General features: G+C 60.2%; 21 protein-coding genes. 10 read left to right on the forward strand and 11 right to left on the reverse strand.

What is annotated here, in order from left to right; genetic code table 11:
* Positions 1-62 precede the first annotated feature (62 nt).
* Positions 63-1781: a putative bifunctional diguanylate cyclase/phosphodiesterase gene (locus EV664_RS18775; RefSeq protein ID WP_229668395.1), complete on the forward strand. Its 1719-nt coding sequence runs from the start codon at positions 63-65 to the stop codon at positions 1779-1781.
* Here EV664_RS18775 and EV664_RS18780 read toward each other — a convergent pair.
* From EV664_RS18780 to EV664_RS18795, 4 genes are read right to left on the reverse strand one after another with little or no spacing between them, the layout of a single operon-like run.
* Entirely contained in the window at positions 1754-2965 is a 1212-nt protein-coding gene (locus EV664_RS18780) for a CCA tRNA nucleotidyltransferase (protein ID WP_133497183.1), read from the reverse strand. The genes EV664_RS18775 and EV664_RS18780 overlap by 28 nt on opposite strands.
* On the reverse strand, positions 2953-3555 hold the full coding sequence (locus EV664_RS18785; RefSeq protein WP_133497184.1) for a CoA pyrophosphatase: 603 nt from the start codon (positions 3553-3555) through the stop codon (positions 2953-2955). The genes EV664_RS18780 and EV664_RS18785 overlap by 13 nt, the downstream gene beginning before the upstream one ends.
* Positions 3552-4118, reverse strand: a complete 567-nt coding sequence (locus EV664_RS18790; RefSeq protein ID WP_133497185.1) for a DUF1285 domain-containing protein — start codon at positions 4116-4118, stop codon at positions 3552-3554. The genes EV664_RS18785 and EV664_RS18790 overlap by 4 nt, the downstream gene beginning before the upstream one ends.
* A gap of 11 nt (positions 4119-4129) precedes the next feature.
* Positions 4130-4681: a GNAT family N-acetyltransferase gene (locus EV664_RS18795; RefSeq protein WP_229668394.1), complete on the reverse strand. Its 552-nt coding sequence runs from the start codon at positions 4679-4681 to the stop codon at positions 4130-4132.
* A gap of 93 nt (positions 4682-4774) precedes the next feature.
* Between EV664_RS18795 and EV664_RS18800 the strand changes: the two genes are divergently transcribed.
* The 3 genes from EV664_RS18800 (at position 4775) to EV664_RS18810 (ending at position 6599) form a co-directional block, all read left to right on the forward strand.
* Positions 4775-5407: a glutathione S-transferase family protein gene (locus EV664_RS18800; protein WP_133497186.1), complete on the forward strand. Its 633-nt coding sequence runs from the start codon at positions 4775-4777 to the stop codon at positions 5405-5407.
* A gap of 68 nt (positions 5408-5475) precedes the next feature.
* Positions 5476-5847, forward strand: coding sequence for a dihydroneopterin aldolase (locus EV664_RS18805; protein ID WP_133497187.1), 372 nt, complete (start codon positions 5476-5478; stop codon positions 5845-5847).
* 2 nt (positions 5848-5849) lie between these two features.
* Entirely contained in the window at positions 5850-6599 is a 750-nt protein-coding gene (locus EV664_RS18810; protein WP_133497188.1) for an SDR family oxidoreductase, read from the forward strand.
* 17 nt (positions 6600-6616) lie between these two features.
* Here the strand turns inward: EV664_RS18810 and EV664_RS18815 are convergent, their stop codons facing one another.
* Entirely contained in the window at positions 6617-7282 is a 666-nt protein-coding gene (locus tag EV664_RS18815) for a hypothetical protein (protein WP_229668393.1), read from the reverse strand.
* A 409-nt stretch (positions 7283-7691) separates the two neighbouring features.
* On the opposite strand from EV664_RS18815, the gene EV664_RS18820 reads away from it, so the two are divergent.
* From EV664_RS18820 to EV664_RS18840, 5 genes are all read left to right on the forward strand, one after another.
* Positions 7692-8369: an energy transducer TonB gene (locus EV664_RS18820; protein WP_133497189.1), complete on the forward strand. Its 678-nt coding sequence runs from the start codon at positions 7692-7694 to the stop codon at positions 8367-8369.
* A gap of 54 nt (positions 8370-8423) precedes the next feature.
* The gene (locus EV664_RS18825; RefSeq protein WP_133497190.1) at positions 8424-9206 is read left to right on the forward strand and encodes a MotA/TolQ/ExbB proton channel family protein; all 783 of its coding nucleotides are present in this window, start codon (positions 8424-8426) and stop codon (positions 9204-9206) included.
* An 81-nt stretch (positions 9207-9287) separates the two neighbouring features.
* Complete coding sequence (locus EV664_RS18830) at positions 9288-9764, forward strand: ExbD/TolR family protein (protein ID WP_133497191.1); 477 nt, start codon at positions 9288-9290, stop codon at positions 9762-9764.
* Positions 9765-9791: 27 nt separating this feature from the next.
* Positions 9792-10220, forward strand: coding sequence for an ExbD/TolR family protein (locus tag EV664_RS18835; RefSeq protein ID WP_133497192.1), 429 nt, complete (start codon positions 9792-9794; stop codon positions 10218-10220).
* A gap of 142 nt (positions 10221-10362) precedes the next feature.
* Entirely contained in the window at positions 10363-10728 is a 366-nt protein-coding gene (locus EV664_RS18840; protein WP_162848905.1) for a tetratricopeptide repeat protein, read from the forward strand.
* A 456-nt stretch (positions 10729-11184) separates the two neighbouring features.
* Here EV664_RS18840 and dcd read toward each other — a convergent pair whose 3' ends face one another.
* The 4 genes from dcd to EV664_RS18860 are packed head-to-tail and all read right to left on the reverse strand — an operon-like array spanning position 11185 to position 13389.
* Entirely contained in the window at positions 11185-11739 is a 555-nt protein-coding gene (gene dcd / locus EV664_RS18845; RefSeq protein WP_133497194.1) for a dCTP deaminase, read from the reverse strand.
* A gap of 40 nt (positions 11740-11779) precedes the next feature.
* Entirely contained in the window at positions 11780-12214 is a 435-nt protein-coding gene (gene cdd / locus EV664_RS18850) for a cytidine deaminase (RefSeq protein WP_133497195.1), read from the reverse strand.
* Positions 12204-12854 (reverse strand): GH25 family lysozyme, encoded by a 651-nt coding sequence (locus EV664_RS18855; RefSeq protein ID WP_162848906.1) that lies wholly within the window; start codon positions 12852-12854, stop codon positions 12204-12206. The genes cdd and EV664_RS18855 overlap by 11 nt, the downstream gene beginning before the upstream one ends.
* A gap of 52 nt (positions 12855-12906) precedes the next feature.
* Positions 12907-13389 carry a UPF0262 family protein gene (locus EV664_RS18860; RefSeq protein ID WP_133497197.1) on the reverse strand — a complete coding sequence of 161 codons (483 nt, stop codon included), beginning with the start codon at positions 13387-13389 and terminating at the stop codon, positions 12907-12909.
* A 122-nt stretch (positions 13390-13511) separates the two neighbouring features.
* On the opposite strand from EV664_RS18860, the gene EV664_RS18865 reads away from it, so the two are divergent.
* Positions 13512-15026: a replicative DNA helicase gene (locus EV664_RS18865; RefSeq protein WP_133497198.1), complete on the forward strand. Its 1515-nt coding sequence runs from the start codon at positions 13512-13514 to the stop codon at positions 15024-15026.
* 140 nt (positions 15027-15166) lie between these two features.
* Here EV664_RS18865 and EV664_RS18870 read toward each other — a convergent pair whose 3' ends face one another.
* Positions 15167-15682 carry a cysteine--tRNA ligase gene (locus EV664_RS18870; protein ID WP_133497199.1) on the reverse strand — a complete coding sequence of 172 codons (516 nt, stop codon included), beginning with the start codon at positions 15680-15682 and terminating at the stop codon, positions 15167-15169.
* Positions 15675-16742: an AAA family ATPase gene (locus tag EV664_RS18875; protein WP_133497200.1), complete on the reverse strand. Its 1068-nt coding sequence runs from the start codon at positions 16740-16742 to the stop codon at positions 15675-15677. The genes EV664_RS18870 and EV664_RS18875 overlap by 8 nt, the downstream gene beginning before the upstream one ends.
* Positions 16743-16902: the final 160 nt, after the last annotated feature.

Genomic DNA, 16902 nt, shown 5'->3' on the forward strand with positions numbered 1-16902 from the left:
CCGGACGTCAATTTTCGTGGCTTTTGACCTGAATTTAACGCATTTGGCCTATAAAGAGCACAATGATATTTGGCCGCATCAAGACCGTGAAAGCGGACCCCCTGCCTGAAGTGGCTGAGCGGGTGGTCCCGTGTCATAATTATGGTCCGGGTCCGTCATCCATGCTGATCGATCTGCTGCCGATCCCCGCCGCCATCGTCACCTTTGAGAATGAAGTGCTCGGGTTCGAAGCGGTCAACGGCCTGTTTCGTCAGGCGGGTTTCGGTTCGGACATCGCTCGATCGTTGCTGATCGAGCATCTCGGCGAACAGCTCACTGCTTTTTTGCGGTCTCAGGACACCCATCTGACCTTCACCTGGGAGCTGGGGGAAGCGGTGGACTGTCGTTATTTCCAAGTGACCTTTGCGCGCCGCGCCGGGAAGCGCGCCGCCGATCGCTGTCTGGTCAGCATGATCGACATGACCGGCGAACACCGGACCGAACATAGTCTTCGGCGCGAAATGAGCACCGACAGCCTGACGGGACTGCCCAACCGGACCGGCTTCGTCGAAATGATCGAAGAGCGGGTGACCGAGGCCAATCGCGACGATTATGCGGTGCTGGCGATCAATCTCGACCGGTTCAGCCGGATCAATGCCTGTATGGGCGGTCTGTCGGGGGACGAATTGCTGATTTCGGTGGCGCGGCGGCTGAAGGGCGCGCTGCGCGGGCGCGACATTCTGGCGCGCACCGGGGGCGACGAATTCGCGGTGCTGCTCTCGCTCGATGACGGGCCGATGGACGCGATGCAGGTTGCGGAACGTATTCACAGCGCTTTGGCCACGCCGTTCCGCCTTTCCGATTTCGAAATCCGCGTCGATTGCGCCATCGGCGTCGCGCTGGGCACCGATCGGATGAGCAGCGTCGAAGACCTGATCCGCCACGCGCAATTCGCGGTAAACCGGGCGAAGCGCACCGGCCATACCGAAATCTATCAAAGCCGGATCTTCGCGCTGGCGCGGCGCCAGTTCGGGATCGAGACCGAGCTTCGCCGTGCGATCGAAACCGGTCGCATGCGATTGCATTATCAGCCGATCTGCGACCTCGCGACGGGCAAGGTTACTTCGTTCGAATCGCTTGCCCGCTGGCGGACCGAGGACGGGCTGGAATTGTCGCCGACCGAGTTCATCCCGGTCGCGGAAGAATCGGGGCTGATTGTGCCGCTCGGCCGCTGGGCGATCGAGGAAGCAGCGAAGACGCTTGCAATATGGGACCGGATGTCGGACGCGAGCCGCGACATCCGGGTCGCGGTCAATCTTTCCGCGATCCAGTTTCAGCGCGACGATGTGCCCGCCCTGCTGCGCGAGGTGCTGTCGCGCAACGGTATCGGGGGCAACCGGATCACGCTGGAGCTGACCGAAAGCGCGATCGTCGCCGATCCGGATCGCATCAGTCAGGTGATGCAGGCGCTGAAGGATATCGGCGCTACGCTTGCCATGGACGATTTCGGCACGGGCTATTCGAATCTTGCGTATCTTCAGCGGCTGCCGATCGACGTGCTGAAGATCGATCGGAGTTTCGTTGCCGGCATGCTGGCTGATCCCGATAAGATCGCGATCGTGCGCGCGGTGCTGTCCCTGGCGCAGGCGCTGGGGATGCGCACCACCGCCGAGGGTATCGAAACGAAGGAACTTGCCCAGACACTTGCGGCGCTCGGCTGCACTTACGGGCAGGGCTTTTTATATTCGCGCCCGCTGCCGCCCGACGAGGCGCATCAGTTTCTGGTTGAGCGCAACGCCTGATCGGTTTTTTCGTCGGCCAGCTGTTCGACGCGTGCAGCGTCTGGAAAGCCTTCCGCGATCCATTGATCCTCTATCTCGCGCAGCAATCGCGCGACATCGGGGCCTTTGGCGATACCCCGCTGGACCAGCGCGCCGCCCTTTAAGGGTAGTACCGGTATCTGCCAGTCGACAATAGCGCGGATTTCCGAACAATCGCCGCGCCGCGGATCGAGGATCAGCCGGTCGATCGCGCTTTCGGTGCCTAGCCGATAGGCAAGTTCGCGCGCGCCGCCATGCGCATGCTGCACCGCCAGCCCGAGCCGTTTTCGCTGCGCATTGGAGAGTTTGAGGCGCGCGGCGACCGCTTCCGCAGCTTTCGAATCGCGCGGCAGCAGCGCGGCGAGGCGACGAACGGAATCGGGAGCGATCGCGCATTCCTCCTCGATTCGGGCGCATTCGCGCAGCCGGGCGACGCCCTCGCCGGTGATTTCGGGCAGGACCGGCGTCAGCACCGATTGCTCCACCATCAGCGCGACCACCGGCACTGCCGATCGCGCGACGAGCAGTTTCAGCAGTTCATCGGCAATTCGTTCGCGCGACAATGCCATCAGATCGTTCGACCGCGCGACGCATGCCGCGAGCCCGGCCGGATCGGGTGAATCGCCGAATCGCGCGAGGAAACGGAAGAAGCGCAGGATGCGAAGATGATCCTCGGCAATTCGCTGCAACGGATCGCCGATGAACCGGACCCGCCCCGCTTCCAGATCGGCCAGTCCGCCGAAATAATCGAATAGCTCGCCGGTCAGCGGGTCGGCGTAGAGCGCGTTCATCGTGAAGTCGCGCCGGGCGGCATCGGCCTGCCAGTCATCGGTAAAGGCGACCGTCGCATGGCGCCCGTCGGTATCGAGGTCATGGCGCAGCGTGGTGACCTCCACCGGCCCGCTTTCGAGGATCGCAGTAATCGTTCCGTGCTGCAGCCCGGTGGGAACGCTCCGGATGCCAGCCTGCTCCAGCAGCGCCAGCATCGCATCGGGGCGGTGGACCGTCGCCATATCGACATCCGCCACCGCCAGTCCGAGCAGCGTATCGCGCACCGCACCGCCGACAAAACGCGCTTCGCCCCGTTCAGCGCCCAGCGCGCGGGCGAGCGAATCGAGGCCCGCGCGATCGCGCCAGCTGGCGGGGGGGAGGATCATGCCGCCCATGCGAATCGCCGGGCGAGATTGACGATCATCGCGGCGGTCGCACCCCAGATGCGGCGATCCTGCCAGAAGATTTCATAATAATGCCGCTCGCGCCCCTGCCATTCGACATGGCTTTCCAGATGGTTGGCGCTGTCGAGCAGAAAGTCGAGCGGCACTTCGAATATATCCTCTACTTCGCCCGGTTCGGGGCGAAAAGAGAGGTCGGGCGGAATAACGCCCACCACCGGAGTCACCTGGAATCCGCTGGTCGTGCGATACCGATCGGTAATGCCCAGTATCTCCACCTTGGCAGGGGGCAGCGCGATTTCCTCGTGCGCCTCGCGCAGCGCGGCGGCGATCAGATCCGTGTCGCTATCGTCCTTGCGCCCGCCCGGAAAGGCGATCTGCCCGGCATGGTTGCGCAAGGTCCGCGTGCGCTGCGTCAGGATCACGCCGGGCGACGCACGGTCGGTAACCGCGACCAGCACCGCCGCATCGACCAGCGCGGTGTTCGGATCGATCAGGTCGTCGCTGTCATCGCCGCTCAGCAGGATGACGTGATCAGGAGAAGTGCCCTGAAGCGCTTCCTTCAGCCGTGCGGTGACGCTCATGGTACGGGATCGACCGGGAAAAAGGCACCGTTGCTCCAGATGCCGGCGGGATCATCGCCGCCGCTCAGCGCGCGCTCGGCAAGTTCATAATATAGCGGGCGCGCGATCAGCGCATCGAGCCTGCCGCGCACGCGCAGATAGGGGTGCGGTCCATCAGCCTTCTCCACGAAGCGGATCGAATGATCGGCATCGGCCGCGACCAGATCGCCGGTGTTCAGGCGAAAGGCGAGACGCGAATCGCGCCCTTCGCCCTCTGCCTTCATCTCCACCGCGCCAAAGGGCGCATCCTCGACCGCGATTCGAAGCTTCTCGATCGGGGTGACGAGCACATGGCTTCCGTCCGCTTCGCAGCGCAGGATCATCGAAAAGAGCCGGACCATCGCCGGGCGCGTGATCGCTCTGCCCTGATGATACCAGCTGCCGTCGCGAGCGATCCGCATCTCACTGTCGCCGATACGGTCGGGGTTCCAGCTGTCGACGGGCGGCAGGCGCTGTTCTTCGGCCAGCCGGGCAATCTCGGCGAGCGACAGCGATTCCAGATCGGGCGGGGGCTGCATGGGCATCGCTACAGCGCCTAGGCCAGGGTGGCGGCCGACCGCAAGCCGGATCGCGGGGCAGGGAGCGGACGCGCCTCCAGCCGACCCGCCGCGAAGGGCAAAGGGGCCCCGCGGGCAAGCAGCCGATGCCGTTCGACCGGCCCGGGTACCTCCCATGCGGCCGTGGCGTCGGCGCTGAACCCCAACGGGGCATAATAACCCGGATCGCCGATCAGCATCTGCGCGGCATGAGCGGCGGAGCCCGATTGCGCCATCTGATCGAGGACATGGCGAAGCATCGCGCGCCCGATCCCGATATTGCGATGATACTGATCGACCGCGATCGGCCCCACCATCACCAGCGGCGCGGCGCGCGATCCGTCGGAAAGCTGGATCGGCCAGCACTGGATCGACCCCAGCAATTCGCCCTCAGCGCTCAGCGAGGCGAAGCTGAGCGAAGGAATCGGCAGTGCGCCCGCGCGAATGCGATAGGCGGTGCGTTCATGGCGGTCTGTCCCGAACGCACCATCCAGCAGCGCTTCGATAGCGCCCGGGTCGATACGGTCCAGGGGTACAAATTCGTGCGGCACGGCCTTATTCTTGATCGGCAAGTAGACGGAACGGGTCGCGGGCTTTACGCTTCCCGACGGCCAAGCGCAAAGCCAATCGCAGGAGAGGCCGCAATGAAGCTCTATGATGCAGAATGGGCGCCCAGTCCCCGCCGGGTGCGAATCTTCCTTGCCGAAAAGGGGCTGGAGATCGAGCGGCAGGTGCTTGACCTTCGCGCCGGCGAACAGCTTTCCGACCCCTATCTCCGGGTCAATCCCCGCGGCGCGGTTCCGGCGCTTGAACTCGATGACGGCGAGGTGCTGTGCGAGTCTGCGGCGATATGCCGCTATCTGGAAGCGCTGCACCCTAAGCCTTCGCTGTTCGGTACCAGCGCGATCGAGGTCGGCCGGATCGAAAGCTGGACCCGGCGGGTCGAATCGGACGGCTATACCGCCGCCGTCTATGTCTTTCGCAATTGCCTGCCGGTCTTTTCGGGGCGCGGCGAGCCGGGGAGCTGGCCCAGCATTCCGCAGATTCCCGAACTCGCCACACGCGGGGGCATTATGTGGCGTGCCTTTACCGACGCGCTCGACGAGCGGCTGGGCGCGAGCGAATGGCTCGCCGGCGACCAATACAGCTTTGCCGATATCACGGCGCTGGTGACCATCGATTTCGCGCGCGCCGCCAAGCTGGAGATCGGCGAGGAACAGGCGAATATCCGCCGCTGGCACGATGCGGCCTCGGCGCGGCCCAGCGCGAGCGCCTGAACCTGTCGCGCCGCTGCGCATCTGCTAAGGAGCGGTGATTCTCCTTTCCCCTGCACAAGGTTTTTGCATTGTCCGACAGTCTTCAGCTTGAGGTCCATGATCTGGAAGTTCAGGTCCTTACCGGCGTGTATTCCGAGGAAACCCACCTTCCTCAGCCGCTTCGCATTTCGATCACTGCCGATCTCGATTGTCCGGAGCATTTCGCGCCGGACACGCCGCTTTCAGCTTCGAAAAGCTATCTCGACCTCAAACATGCCGCGACCGACGCCTTGCCGAAGGGCGTACATTTTACGCTGATTGAAGGGGTTGCGGACCATATTTGCGAAACGGTGTTCGTCAGCGACGCCCGGGTTCAGCGAGTCACGGTAAAGATCGTCAAGCTCGCTATTGCCGAGGCGAACGAATCGATCGGCATCACGCTGGTCCGCGAGCGTCGCTGAGCATGGATCGGCTCGCGCTGGTCACGGGAAGCACGCGGCGGCTGGGCGCGCATATCGCCGCGCGGCTCGCCGAATCGGGCTATACACTGGCGCTGCATGCGAGCAGCGATGCGAAGGCCGAGGACTGGCTGGCGCAGCGGCTCGACGAAGCGGGGCGCGGCTGGGCCTGTTTCGACGCCGATCTGTCGAAGGATGGGGCGGCGGAGGCGCTGATCGCGGCTGTTACGCGCCATTTCGGAGCGCCGCCGTGCCTGCTGGTCAATAACGCTTCGCTCTTCGATCCGGGCGAATCGACGCCGCCCGATATGGCGGCGCTCGATCTGCATTTCCGGGTGAATACCGCCGGGCCGGTGCTGCTGGCTCAGGCGATGGCGCGGGCGGTGGGCGAGGGGAGCGTGGTCAACATCATCGACCAACGCGTGCGCAACCCGCATCGCGATCAGCCGGCCTATACGCTGTCCAAACAGGCGCTGGCGGAGGCGACGCGGCTGCTCGCACGCATGCTGGCCCCCGCCATCCGCGTGAATGCGGTGGCACCGGGGCTGACGCTCGCGACGGAGGATTATGACGAGGGTCAGATCGAGCGGCTGCGTGCGATGATGCCGCTCGAACGGCTACCGCATGCGGAAGAGATCGCCGATGCGGTGCTCTATCTCGCGCACGCCCGCTCGGTCACCGGCCAGTTGCTGTTCGTCGACGCGGGCGCGTCGATGCAGAGTTACGAGCGCGACTTTCTCCATCTAGCGCGCTGATAGCAGATCGCTGAGATTTACCGGCTCGCGCCGCAGGGCCCGAGCGCGCGGAGCACGAACTGATAATCGTCGCGTGCCGCCTCGGCATTGGCGGGTTCCTGCCCGGCAAGGCTTGCATCGGGCAGCCGGTCGGGCAGGCCGCAGGCCAGACGATACCATAAAAGCGTTTCGGGCTTCGGCGGTCCGGCCGAATTATCGACGATATCGCCCGTCGAGACCGACCAGCGACGTTCCTGATTCGGACGTCGCAGCACCGAAATAGAGATCGGTGCCCGATTCGCCGTGTTCAGGAAAATCTGCGTTTCGCCTTCACCGGGAATCGTGCCGGGCACATGGAAGGCATTGCCGATGCCGGTAATTTGCGGCGGTGCGTCGGGGCTCACCGATTCGGTGATGATCGCGCGGACCATTGCGTCGAGCTGGGGCGACCAGGGTTGCTGTGCATTGGGCGAGATCAGCTGAAGTTGGCCCGCCTGCCCCGGAACGGGACGGGCAAACGCGATGACGCGGAGGTCGCGAAGGCGCGGGAGGCGTCCGTCGGCATCGAAAGGCACATCGACCAGATAGCCGATTCGCTGCGGCAGCGCGCCGCTGCCGCCGATCAGCGCGTTGACGTCGACCTGCTCGTAAAAGCGCGCATGGCCGGGCGCTACGCCCGCTGCCTCGGCGCCTTTGATTCGCACCGCACTGTGAACGGTACCATCGATTGTAAGCGGTGCATGCAGCGTCAAGTCAGCGATTGCGGCATAAGCGGGCGCGTCAGACCTTATCGGACTCTGTATTTGCTGCGCCTGCGAAGGCGCGACAAAAAAAGCGGTGGAGGCAAGCGCAAATGCGCGAATAGTTGTTGGGAAAACAGTCATACCGTGACACGATAGGCGATCGAATGATTCTGATACAGCAATAAATCTGCCATCGGATGCCCTTATGGGGCAATTGTTCGACAAAGCGTTTGCGTCAATCCAGACGCCACGATAGAGACTCGCGCTCCGGGCGACACGGGCCAGGATGGGCGGATAATGTTTGTATCCGGCGCCCATTCGGGTTTCCTACCCGCCAAGGCGTTAAGGAATTGAGGAGTGACTTCGCTGAATGGCTTATGCTGACCGGGATGTTGCTGGTAGCCGCGTCATCGCGATCGTTATGGTCGCGGTCATTCTCGCCGCTGTCGGTTATGCTTTCGTCACGGGGCTTGCATATCAATACGTCAAAAAGGTTCAGGATAACCTAGAGACGTTTGATATTACCGAGCCGCCGCCCCCGCCGCCGGACGAACCGCCGCCGCCGCCGCCGCCAGACACGCCGATCCCGCCGCCGCCGCCGACCACGGTCGTCGCGCAGCCGCCGATCGTGAAGGTCCCGGCACCGGCACCTGTGATTCGGACGTCGGATATCATTCCGCCGAGCCAGCCGCCGGCACCGCCTGCGCCGCCCGCGCCGCCGGCGCCGCCTGCGCCGCCGCCGCCGCCGGCACCGCCCAAGGTTGCCAAAAAGGCAGCTTTGCGCAGTGGTTCGATCAGTAATGATGACTATCCGCCCGCTGCACGTCGTGCAGGCGATGAAGGTCGCACGGTGGTGCGCTTCACCGTGGGGGCAGATGGTCGCGTGACCGGATGTTCGACGGTAACATCGAGCGGATCGAGCGAGCTGGATAACGAGACGTGCCGCCTTATCGAGCGTCGCTTCCGTTACAAGCCGGCCGAAGATCCGAACGGCAACAAGATTCCGGAAACCAAGGTGCAGGGCGTCACCTGGAAACTGGATCGCTGATCGACCGCCTCGACGGTTATTTGAACGAATTCTTGCTAGAGGAAGATATCTGACATGTTCACCACCATCCTTGCCGCAGGCGGCTCGGCTGCAGCCGAAAATCCGTACGGCCTGATGGCCGCACTCCGCGAAGGCGGCCTGATTTCCCAGACCGTTTTCGGCATTCTCGTGCTGTTCCTTTTCATCTCGCTCTACATCTTCTTCACGAAGCTGTTCGAGCAGCAGAAGATCATCAATCAGGGCAAGCGGGTGCGCGGCACCTTCTGGCATTCGAACAATCTTCGCGAAGGCGCTGCCAAGCTCGAAAAGAACTCGGCCTATCGCCAGCTGGTGGATGACGGTCTGGCCGCACAGGAACAGCATGCGAAGCTGACCGATCCGGTCGAAGCGCATGACTGGCTGCACGGCTCGCTGGCGCGTTCCGAAGCAGAGATCAATTCGCAGCTCGGCGGGGGTCTTGCCTTCCTCGCGACCGTCGGCGCGACCGCACCGTTTATCGGTCTGTTCGGTACGGTTGTCGGCATCTATCGCGCACTGATCAAAATCGGCGCTTCGGGTTCGGCTTCGATCGACCAGGTTGCCGGTCCCGTCGGTGAAGCGCTGATCATGACCGCTCTCGGTCTGGTCGTCGCGGTTCCCGCCGTGCTTGCCTACAACTTCCTGCAGCGTCGCAATAAGTCGATCGCCGAAAATATGAACGCGTTCTCGAACGATGTTCTCGGCTATCTGGCTTCGAACGGTGCGGTTCGTCCCGAGGTGAAGGCTGCTGGCACCAAGCCCGCCGCCACCACGACGACTTCCGGCCAGGCAGGCGGCGTCCAGAAGACCCGCGTCTGATTGGTGGTATCGGTCCGGCGGACCATGTTCGCCGGACCAGCCGCCTGGAATGCATAGAGTAGACGATAGGATAACGCGCACATGGCGATGAGCGTAGGCGGAGATTCCGCTGAAAAACCGATGTCGGACATCAACACGACGCCGCTCGTGGACGTGATGCTCGTGCTGCTGATCATCTTCCTGATTGCGGTTCCCGTCGTGGTTCAGACGGTTGATGTGACGCTTCCCGAGGTTGCGTTCGAACCGACCACGACGAAGCCCGAAAATGTTTCGCTTTCCGTGCGCAACGGCCCCGATGGCTGTGAAGTGTACTGGAATATGACGCGTGTCGACAGCAAGGAACTGCTCAGCCGGGCAGCGGACAAGCTGGAGGCAGAGGTCGAGCGGCTTGGATCGAACATTACCCCCGACAATCTTCCCGAGGTGCATATTCGCGGCGACGTGAACACGCCGTACAAATGCATCGGTGGGACGATTTACACCATGCAGTCGGCGGGCTTTGCGAAGGTGGGCTTCATTTCTGAACCGCCGCCGGGTTCGATCAAGGTCAATCGCTGATCATCGCGGCTTTAGGAGTAGTTTGACATGGCAATGAGTGGCGGTACCGATGACGGTGAACCGATGATGGAAATGAACACGACGCCGTTGATCGACGTCATGCTCGTTCTCCTCATCATGTTCATCATCACCATTCCGATCCAGACCCATGCGGTGAAGGTCGACCTTCCGCAGCCGAGCAACGAGCCGCAGAACATCAATGTCGAGCCTGACAAGAATAAGGTGATCGTGACCCCCGACGGTCAGATCACCTGGAACAGTCAGCCGATCAATGAAGTTCAGCTGCGTCAGTATCTCGACCAGACGGTAATGATGAATCCGCAGCCTGAGCTGCATTTTCAGCCTGACCCGCTGGCGAAATATAATCGCGTGGATCAGATTCTTGCGATCATCAAGCGTGCGAACGTGACGAAGCTGGGCTTTGTCGGCAACGAGCAATATCGCAATGATTTTTGATCGGTTCTGACATCGGAATCGAAAAGGGCGGCTTTGGCCGCCCTTTTTTTTATGCGTGATCGACCGCATTGCAGATGTGACACATATATGACATATAGGAGTCACTAAAATGTAATAATAGGTGGAGGATTTTATGCGGAGGATGGTGATAGCAACCGCGCTTGCTGCCGGAGCGATGATCGCGGCACCGGTATCGGCGCAGAACAGTGCGTCTTCGGGGGCATATGCCAGCAGCGCGCTGCAGCGTGGCGATCTGGTACAGGCGGAAATGGCGCTGGAGGCCCAGCGCCGCGCAAGCCCTGACATGCCGGAGGTGCTGCTCAATCTCGCAACGGTCTTTGCCCGGACCAACCGTGACGCTCGGGCGGTCGACATGTATCGCCGCGTGCTGGCGCAGGACAATGTCTCGATGAAGCTCGCCAACGGCCGGACAATGGATTCCCACGCACTGGCCCGAATCGGTCTGGCGTCGCTGAACGCAGCGGAACTGACCACCGCGTCCCGCTGATCGCCGGACGCGGATCAGCGCAGCAGGTCGGCGTGTACGGTGCGAGCGGTGGGTGAGGTAGGCGAGGGCGCAATGGCTCGGTTCCATTGCGTCCCGCCTCTGTAGCGCGCGGATGAGGCCGAAACGGTCCGCTCCGGGTGGAAGCGCTGAGCAAAACGCGCGATCTGTGCCTGAGAACTATCGTGGTCTGGCTTGGGGCGGGGGGCAGGCTGCCGATTATATCGCCTTGGGGCGAGCGCGGGTAAGCCGCTTGGCTGTGCTCAAACATCGAAAGCGACATTTCTCGCTTCAGCTTACTTTTCAGGCTGTCACTGATCGCCGGCAATTCAAGGGGGCGAGTGATGGCAGCCTGCGCCCGGCATAATTCCGGACGTTAAGCGCTCTGACATTTGCACGCTCGTGTGAGGGTCAGGATGACGTACGTTGGGGCTATGCGCTTAACGCGAGCCGCTGCGCTCAAAGCCTTGGCAGGGTTACGCCGCGCTGACCCATATATTTGCCCGCGCGATCGGCATAGCTCGTCTCGCACGGCTCGTTGCCCTTCAGGAACAGAAACTGGCACGCCCCTTCATTGGCATAGATTTTCGCGGGCAGCGGCGTCGTGTTCGAAAATTCGAGCGTGACATGCCCCTCCCATTCGGGTTCGAGCGGGGTGACGTTCACGATGATCCCGCAGCGCGCATAGGTCGATTTCCCGAGACAAATGACCAGAACGTCGCGCGGCACGCGGAAATACTCGACCGTGCGTGCCAGCGCGAAGCTGTTCGGGGGGATAATGCAGCAATCGGTCTTGCGATCGACGAATCCGCTTTCGGAGAAATCCTTGGGATCGACGACGGCGCTGTCGATATTGGTGAATATCTTGAACTCATCCGCGACGCGCGCGTCATAACCGTAAGAGCTGAGCCCGTAGCTGATACAGCCTTCGCGCCGTTGCCCTTCGGTAAACGGCTCGATCATGCCGTTTTCCAGCGCCTGTTCGCGAATCCAGCGGTCCGAAAGAATGCTCATGCCCAGCGCTTAGGCGATGCTATGCGCGTTGGGCAAGCGATCAGAGGCCGAGGTCGGCAGGGCCGAACGCATGCGGCAATAATTCACTCAGGCTGTAGGTCTGGGTTGTATCTCCCTCAGAACCTGCGCAGTAAATTGCGAGATCGCGTTTACCCCGCTGCGCGGCTTCGTTGAGGATCTGGCGGCAGCGGCCGCAGGGCAGGATAGGGGCGTCGCTCTTTGCGCCGATCATTGACCCGGTGATGCCGATCGCGACGACCTGATCGAGCTTCCCCGCATTGCCGATCATCGCCATCGCCACGGTTTCTGCGCAGAGCGAGAGGCCGTAGCTGGCATTTTCGAAATTTGCCGCGCTGACGATCTCACCATCGGCAAGCATGACCGCCGCACCCACGGCGAAGCGCGAATAGGGGGCGTACGCGTTCAAAGCAGCCTTGCGCGCGGCCTCCACAAGCAGTTTGGCGTTATCGGTCATCGGCGATCACATCCCAGTTAATCGGTCCTGAAACGCCGGCGATGCGGCGGAAATTGCTGGCCCGCCATATCTTCCAGCCATTGGCGGCATAGCCCGGCGCGAAGAGCGGCTGATCGACCCAGATGGGGCGGGCGACGGCCTGGCTGACGCGATAGTGTTTTTCGAAGCGGCGCGAAAGCTGGAGCAGCATCGGTTTGCCCGTGGCGCGTTCGGTGAGGGTGAGGAATTCGCGCAAGGATTTCAGCATCGCGGCGCGGTCGGGACGGGCGTCGCAGCCGGGGTGAAAGTCCAGCGAAACTGCGGCGGGGAGGGCGTTTTGGGTGCGCGGCACCGTGCGGATGAAATTCGCTGCCTGCGCGGCTGCGGGGGCGCAGAGCGAGAAGATGTGGATGGCGCCGCGAGCCACTCCGGCCTGATCGGCGGCGGCCCAGTTTTCTTCGAATCGGGTGTCGCGCAGATTCGCGCTGAGGGTGGCGCGAATGTAGGCGAAGTTGGCGCCGCGGGCGTGTAGCATGTGCCAGTCTATGGGGCCGTTGTAACCGGTTACATCGACGCCTTGATGCGGATAGCGCTTCGTGTCGGGATGCCATTGGCGAAGGTGGAGGGTGAGGGCCAGAACAAAGGCGAGCAGAATCGCCAAAAACACGGCCGCATAGCGCGCCCGCCGCATAAAACCAGCGGAAAACAATTGCTTATCCCTTGATATGAAGAACGCAGATCAGCGTGAAAAGCCGCCGGGCGGTGGCGAAATCGACCTCGATCTTGCCCGCCAGACGCTCCTTCAGCAGCTCTGCGGCGTCGTTATGGACGCCCCGGCGGGCCATGTCGATCGTTTCGATCTGTTCGGGGCTCGCCTTGCGAATTGCCTGATAATAGCTGTCACATATGCTGAAATAGTCACGAATGGGTCGCCGAAAGCGGGCAAGGCCGAGCACCAGAGTCTCCAGCGGATCGCCGTTTTCCCGCAGAATATCGAGCGCAAGCCGCCCTTCCTCCACCCGTAAACTTATGCGGTACGGCCCGGCATAGCCGTCAACATAAGCACGCTGCGGCGCGAAGTAATTTTCCTCGAGCAAATCGAAGATCGCGATTCGCCGCTCCTGCTCTATATCCGCGCTGCGCCACAGGATGGTGCGCTCGTCCAGCGTTACGTCGATGATCCTCGGATCGGCCATTGGGTGAGCGATGCCGATTTTGCGCGGCAATGGCAACGGCAGAAGCGTTAACCATGGTCAATATGGCGTGGCCCGTCGCAAAGCCGCTTGAGCCTTGCCCCCCGCTCTGAGAAAAGGAGCGCATGGCAACCAATCCCGTACAAGACACCGACTCCCCCGAAGAAATCCGCCTGCCGAGCAATGTGGAGGCGGAGGCCGCGCTGCTGGGCGCGATGATGATCGACAACCGGCTTGCCGATGAGATTATCGACATGCTCGACGCCGAGCATTTTTTCGAACCCGTGCATGGCCGGATTTACGGCAAGATTCGCGAACTGCGCATCGCCGATATGCTCGCCAATCCGGTGACGCTGCGCCCGCTATTCACCGAGGATCAGGGGATGAAGGCGCTGGGCGGCCCATCCTATCTGGCGCAGCTGACGGGCAGCGGGGCGGGCCTGATCGGTGCGCGGCAATTCGCCAAGCAGATTTACGACCTTGCCATGCTGCGCGCACTGGTGACGGTGGGGCGCACGCTCGTCGAACGCGCGATGGACACCAGCGAAGCGGTCGACCCGCGCGCGCAGATCGAAAATGCCGAAGAGCTGCTGTACGAAGTGGCGGGCGAGGGCAACACCACCAATCAGGTCAAATCCTTCAGCGAAGCCAGCAAGATGGCGATCCGCATGGCGGACAAGGCGCTGAATTCGGGCGGCAATCTGTCGGGCATCACCACGGGTCTGGACAGCGTCAATGCCAAGATCGGCGGTATGCACCATTCGGACCTGATGATCCTTGCCGGGCGTCCGGGCATGGGCAAGACGTCGCTCGCGACCAATATCGCCTATAACGCCGCGCGGCGGTGGATGGACGATATGGCGGCGGGGATTCCGCCCGAAAAATCGGTGGGCGGCAAGACGGCGTTTTTCAGCCTCGAAATGTCGGCCGATCAGCTCGCCACCCGTATCCTTGCCGAACAATCGAAGATCAGTTCGGAAAACCTGCGTATGGGCAAGATCAGCAAGGCGGAGTTTGCGCGGCTTGCCGATGCGGCCGCCGACCTCAACGACCTGCCGCTCTATATCGACGATACCGCGGGCCTGACGATCAGCGGCCTGCACACGCGCGTGCGGCGGTTGAAGCGCAAGCTGGGCGACCATCTGGGGCTGGTCGTCGTCGATTATCTGCAATTGCTGCAGGGTTCTGGCCGCGCGAACGACAATCGCGTGAACGAAATTTCGGAAATCTCGCGCGGGCTGAAGACGCTGGCCAAGGATATGAATGTGCCGGTGCTGGCGCTGTCGCAGCTGAGCCGTGCGGTCGAACAGCGCGAGGATAAGCGCCCGCAGCTATCCGATCTTCGCGAATCCGGGTCGATCGAGCAGGACGCCGATATCGTGATGTTCGTGTTCCGCGAAGATTATTACATGGCGGCCAAGGAACCGAAGCTGCCGCAGGAGGGCGACGACGCCCGCGTATTCGAAGCGCATACCCAATGGGCGATGGATATGCAGCGGGTCGACGGCCTTGCCGAACTGATCGTCGCGAAACAGCGCCACGGCGCGACGGGCAAGGTAATCCTGCGCTTTGAATCGGAGATTACGCGGTTCAGCGATTATGCCGGCCATGATTATGGCGGGTATGACATGGGGGAGTGAGTTGGGCGAGTTAGATAAATGACATACAGGTTTTCTGAAGAGTAAACTTAACTAAAAAACCTCTTTGGCTGATGCGCTGAATAATGCTCGACGAACTGAAATTTAAAGCCGCTGTAAGCGGCTTATTCAGCACTGCCCGTTTAGAATCTAGTGACTTCGCCCAATTGAGGTGGAAAATTTCTGCTATTAAAAATTTGCACGCGATGATCGGCAAATCTCAATTTTTGTCGTAGCTTAATGGTAAGATTGGCAGGATCTACTGGCAGAGGGAATAGCCTGCTAGGATTTTTCTGTTGCTCCAGATGAAGTGCCACGCGTAATTTCTTGCATGAAAGTGCTGAATGAGAACTATTCAGTTCACTAATCATATTTGCCAAGAATTTCGCGCTCACCAGTCCTGCCATTGTATCTCGAACTTTTATAGAGACCTCTTCCGAAATATCAATTGATTTGGACCTCTGATGAAATCGGTAGTCTTTCACTTCAATAAGCCAAACCTCACTGTCTTTTACTACCAAAAAATCGACTGCTTTGGAGTGTTTTACGAATTTGCAAAACTGATTACGATAATGCGACCAATCGTCGTATTTTTCTGCGAGAACAACATCTCTGAAGTAAAACGAAAGGCGTCCTTCTGTAAATTTTATATCAGCCATCTGCTTGAATATCCAGATAACGGTCTGACTGCGCCAGTTCTTCGTCGATTAGTACGAGTGTTTCTATTTCTTCTATGGAATCGCCTTGTTCCAAGATCGAGACATCGTCGTCACCGGAAGCGACGAGTCCGAAATAACGAGAGTTTTTTCTGTTACTTTTGCCATCGGTGAGAAGCGCAATTTCACGCAGCAAAAAAGTTGAATGAGTGGCTACGAAAACTTGAATTCCCTGATCTGCAAGCCCTACTATTACCCTAGCTAGCACTTTGATAAGCTTGGGATTAAGATTGGTCTCCGGTTCGTCCCAGAATAGATAACCTTGTTCTAAAAGAACCCCGGTACTGATAAGACGAGCAAGCATCGCAAATTTTCTCAAGCCTTCCGCTACTAGGCCAGCTTCCATCCTTCCACCATTCACCTTGAGGAAGAAACGACCATTGGCGTCAACTTCTACTTTTCCCCCCATGGCCTGCTCAATAGGCAATAAAAATTCTTTTACCTTTGCTTCTCGAGGGCCTTTCAAGCTCGGCGCTCCTAGTAATGATACGGTGTCACGCCAATTATTTTCAAATGGAACGTTGTACGTATCAAATAAAGCCACAAACCACGGGCAGAGAGTAATTAACTCTCGTGTTGGAATAAACACGGGTGTTTTCATTATATGCCCAGCTGGCATTCGGGTTATTTCGACTTGAGACCTAGAATTGGTTGCGAAACTGAAATCTATGTTAAATTCGTTTTTATTAAATTTAATTGAGATTTCAGATTTGTTGCGACCTTGTTGGCGCTTCACCAATCTTCCGAGTGTATCCGGGCGTAGATTACCAATAAGCTCATCAGCAATCCGCTTTTCGGTCTGGATCTTCCCAAGTTTTTCTAGCGAAATACCTTCGAGAGACGTGCTATCTTGAGTGAGCGCTTTCAGGCTAGAGTAGAGAGCTTTTAGTACGTGGGATTTTCCGAGGCCATTTTCGCCAATGATTACATTTAGCCCTGACGAGAAGTTCCATTTATCGCTGGGCACGCTAGTGAAATTTGATAGCGAGGCGCTTTTCAGCATCTTGGTAAGCTTTCCATCATCATACCAATGATGTGAATTACCCGGTTATGGGATGCAAGGATAATTAGGCTCAGGACTCATTGATTGAGCCAGAAGATGACGGTTGCAGCGATGCAGATGGCGGACATGAAGGTGTGGGCGCAGCGATCATAGCGCGTGT

Origin of the sequence: Stakelama pacifica (assembly GCF_004361835.1) — a bacterium.
Classification (GTDB): domain Bacteria; phylum Pseudomonadota; class Alphaproteobacteria; order Sphingomonadales; family Sphingomonadaceae; genus Sphingomonas; species Sphingomonas pacifica.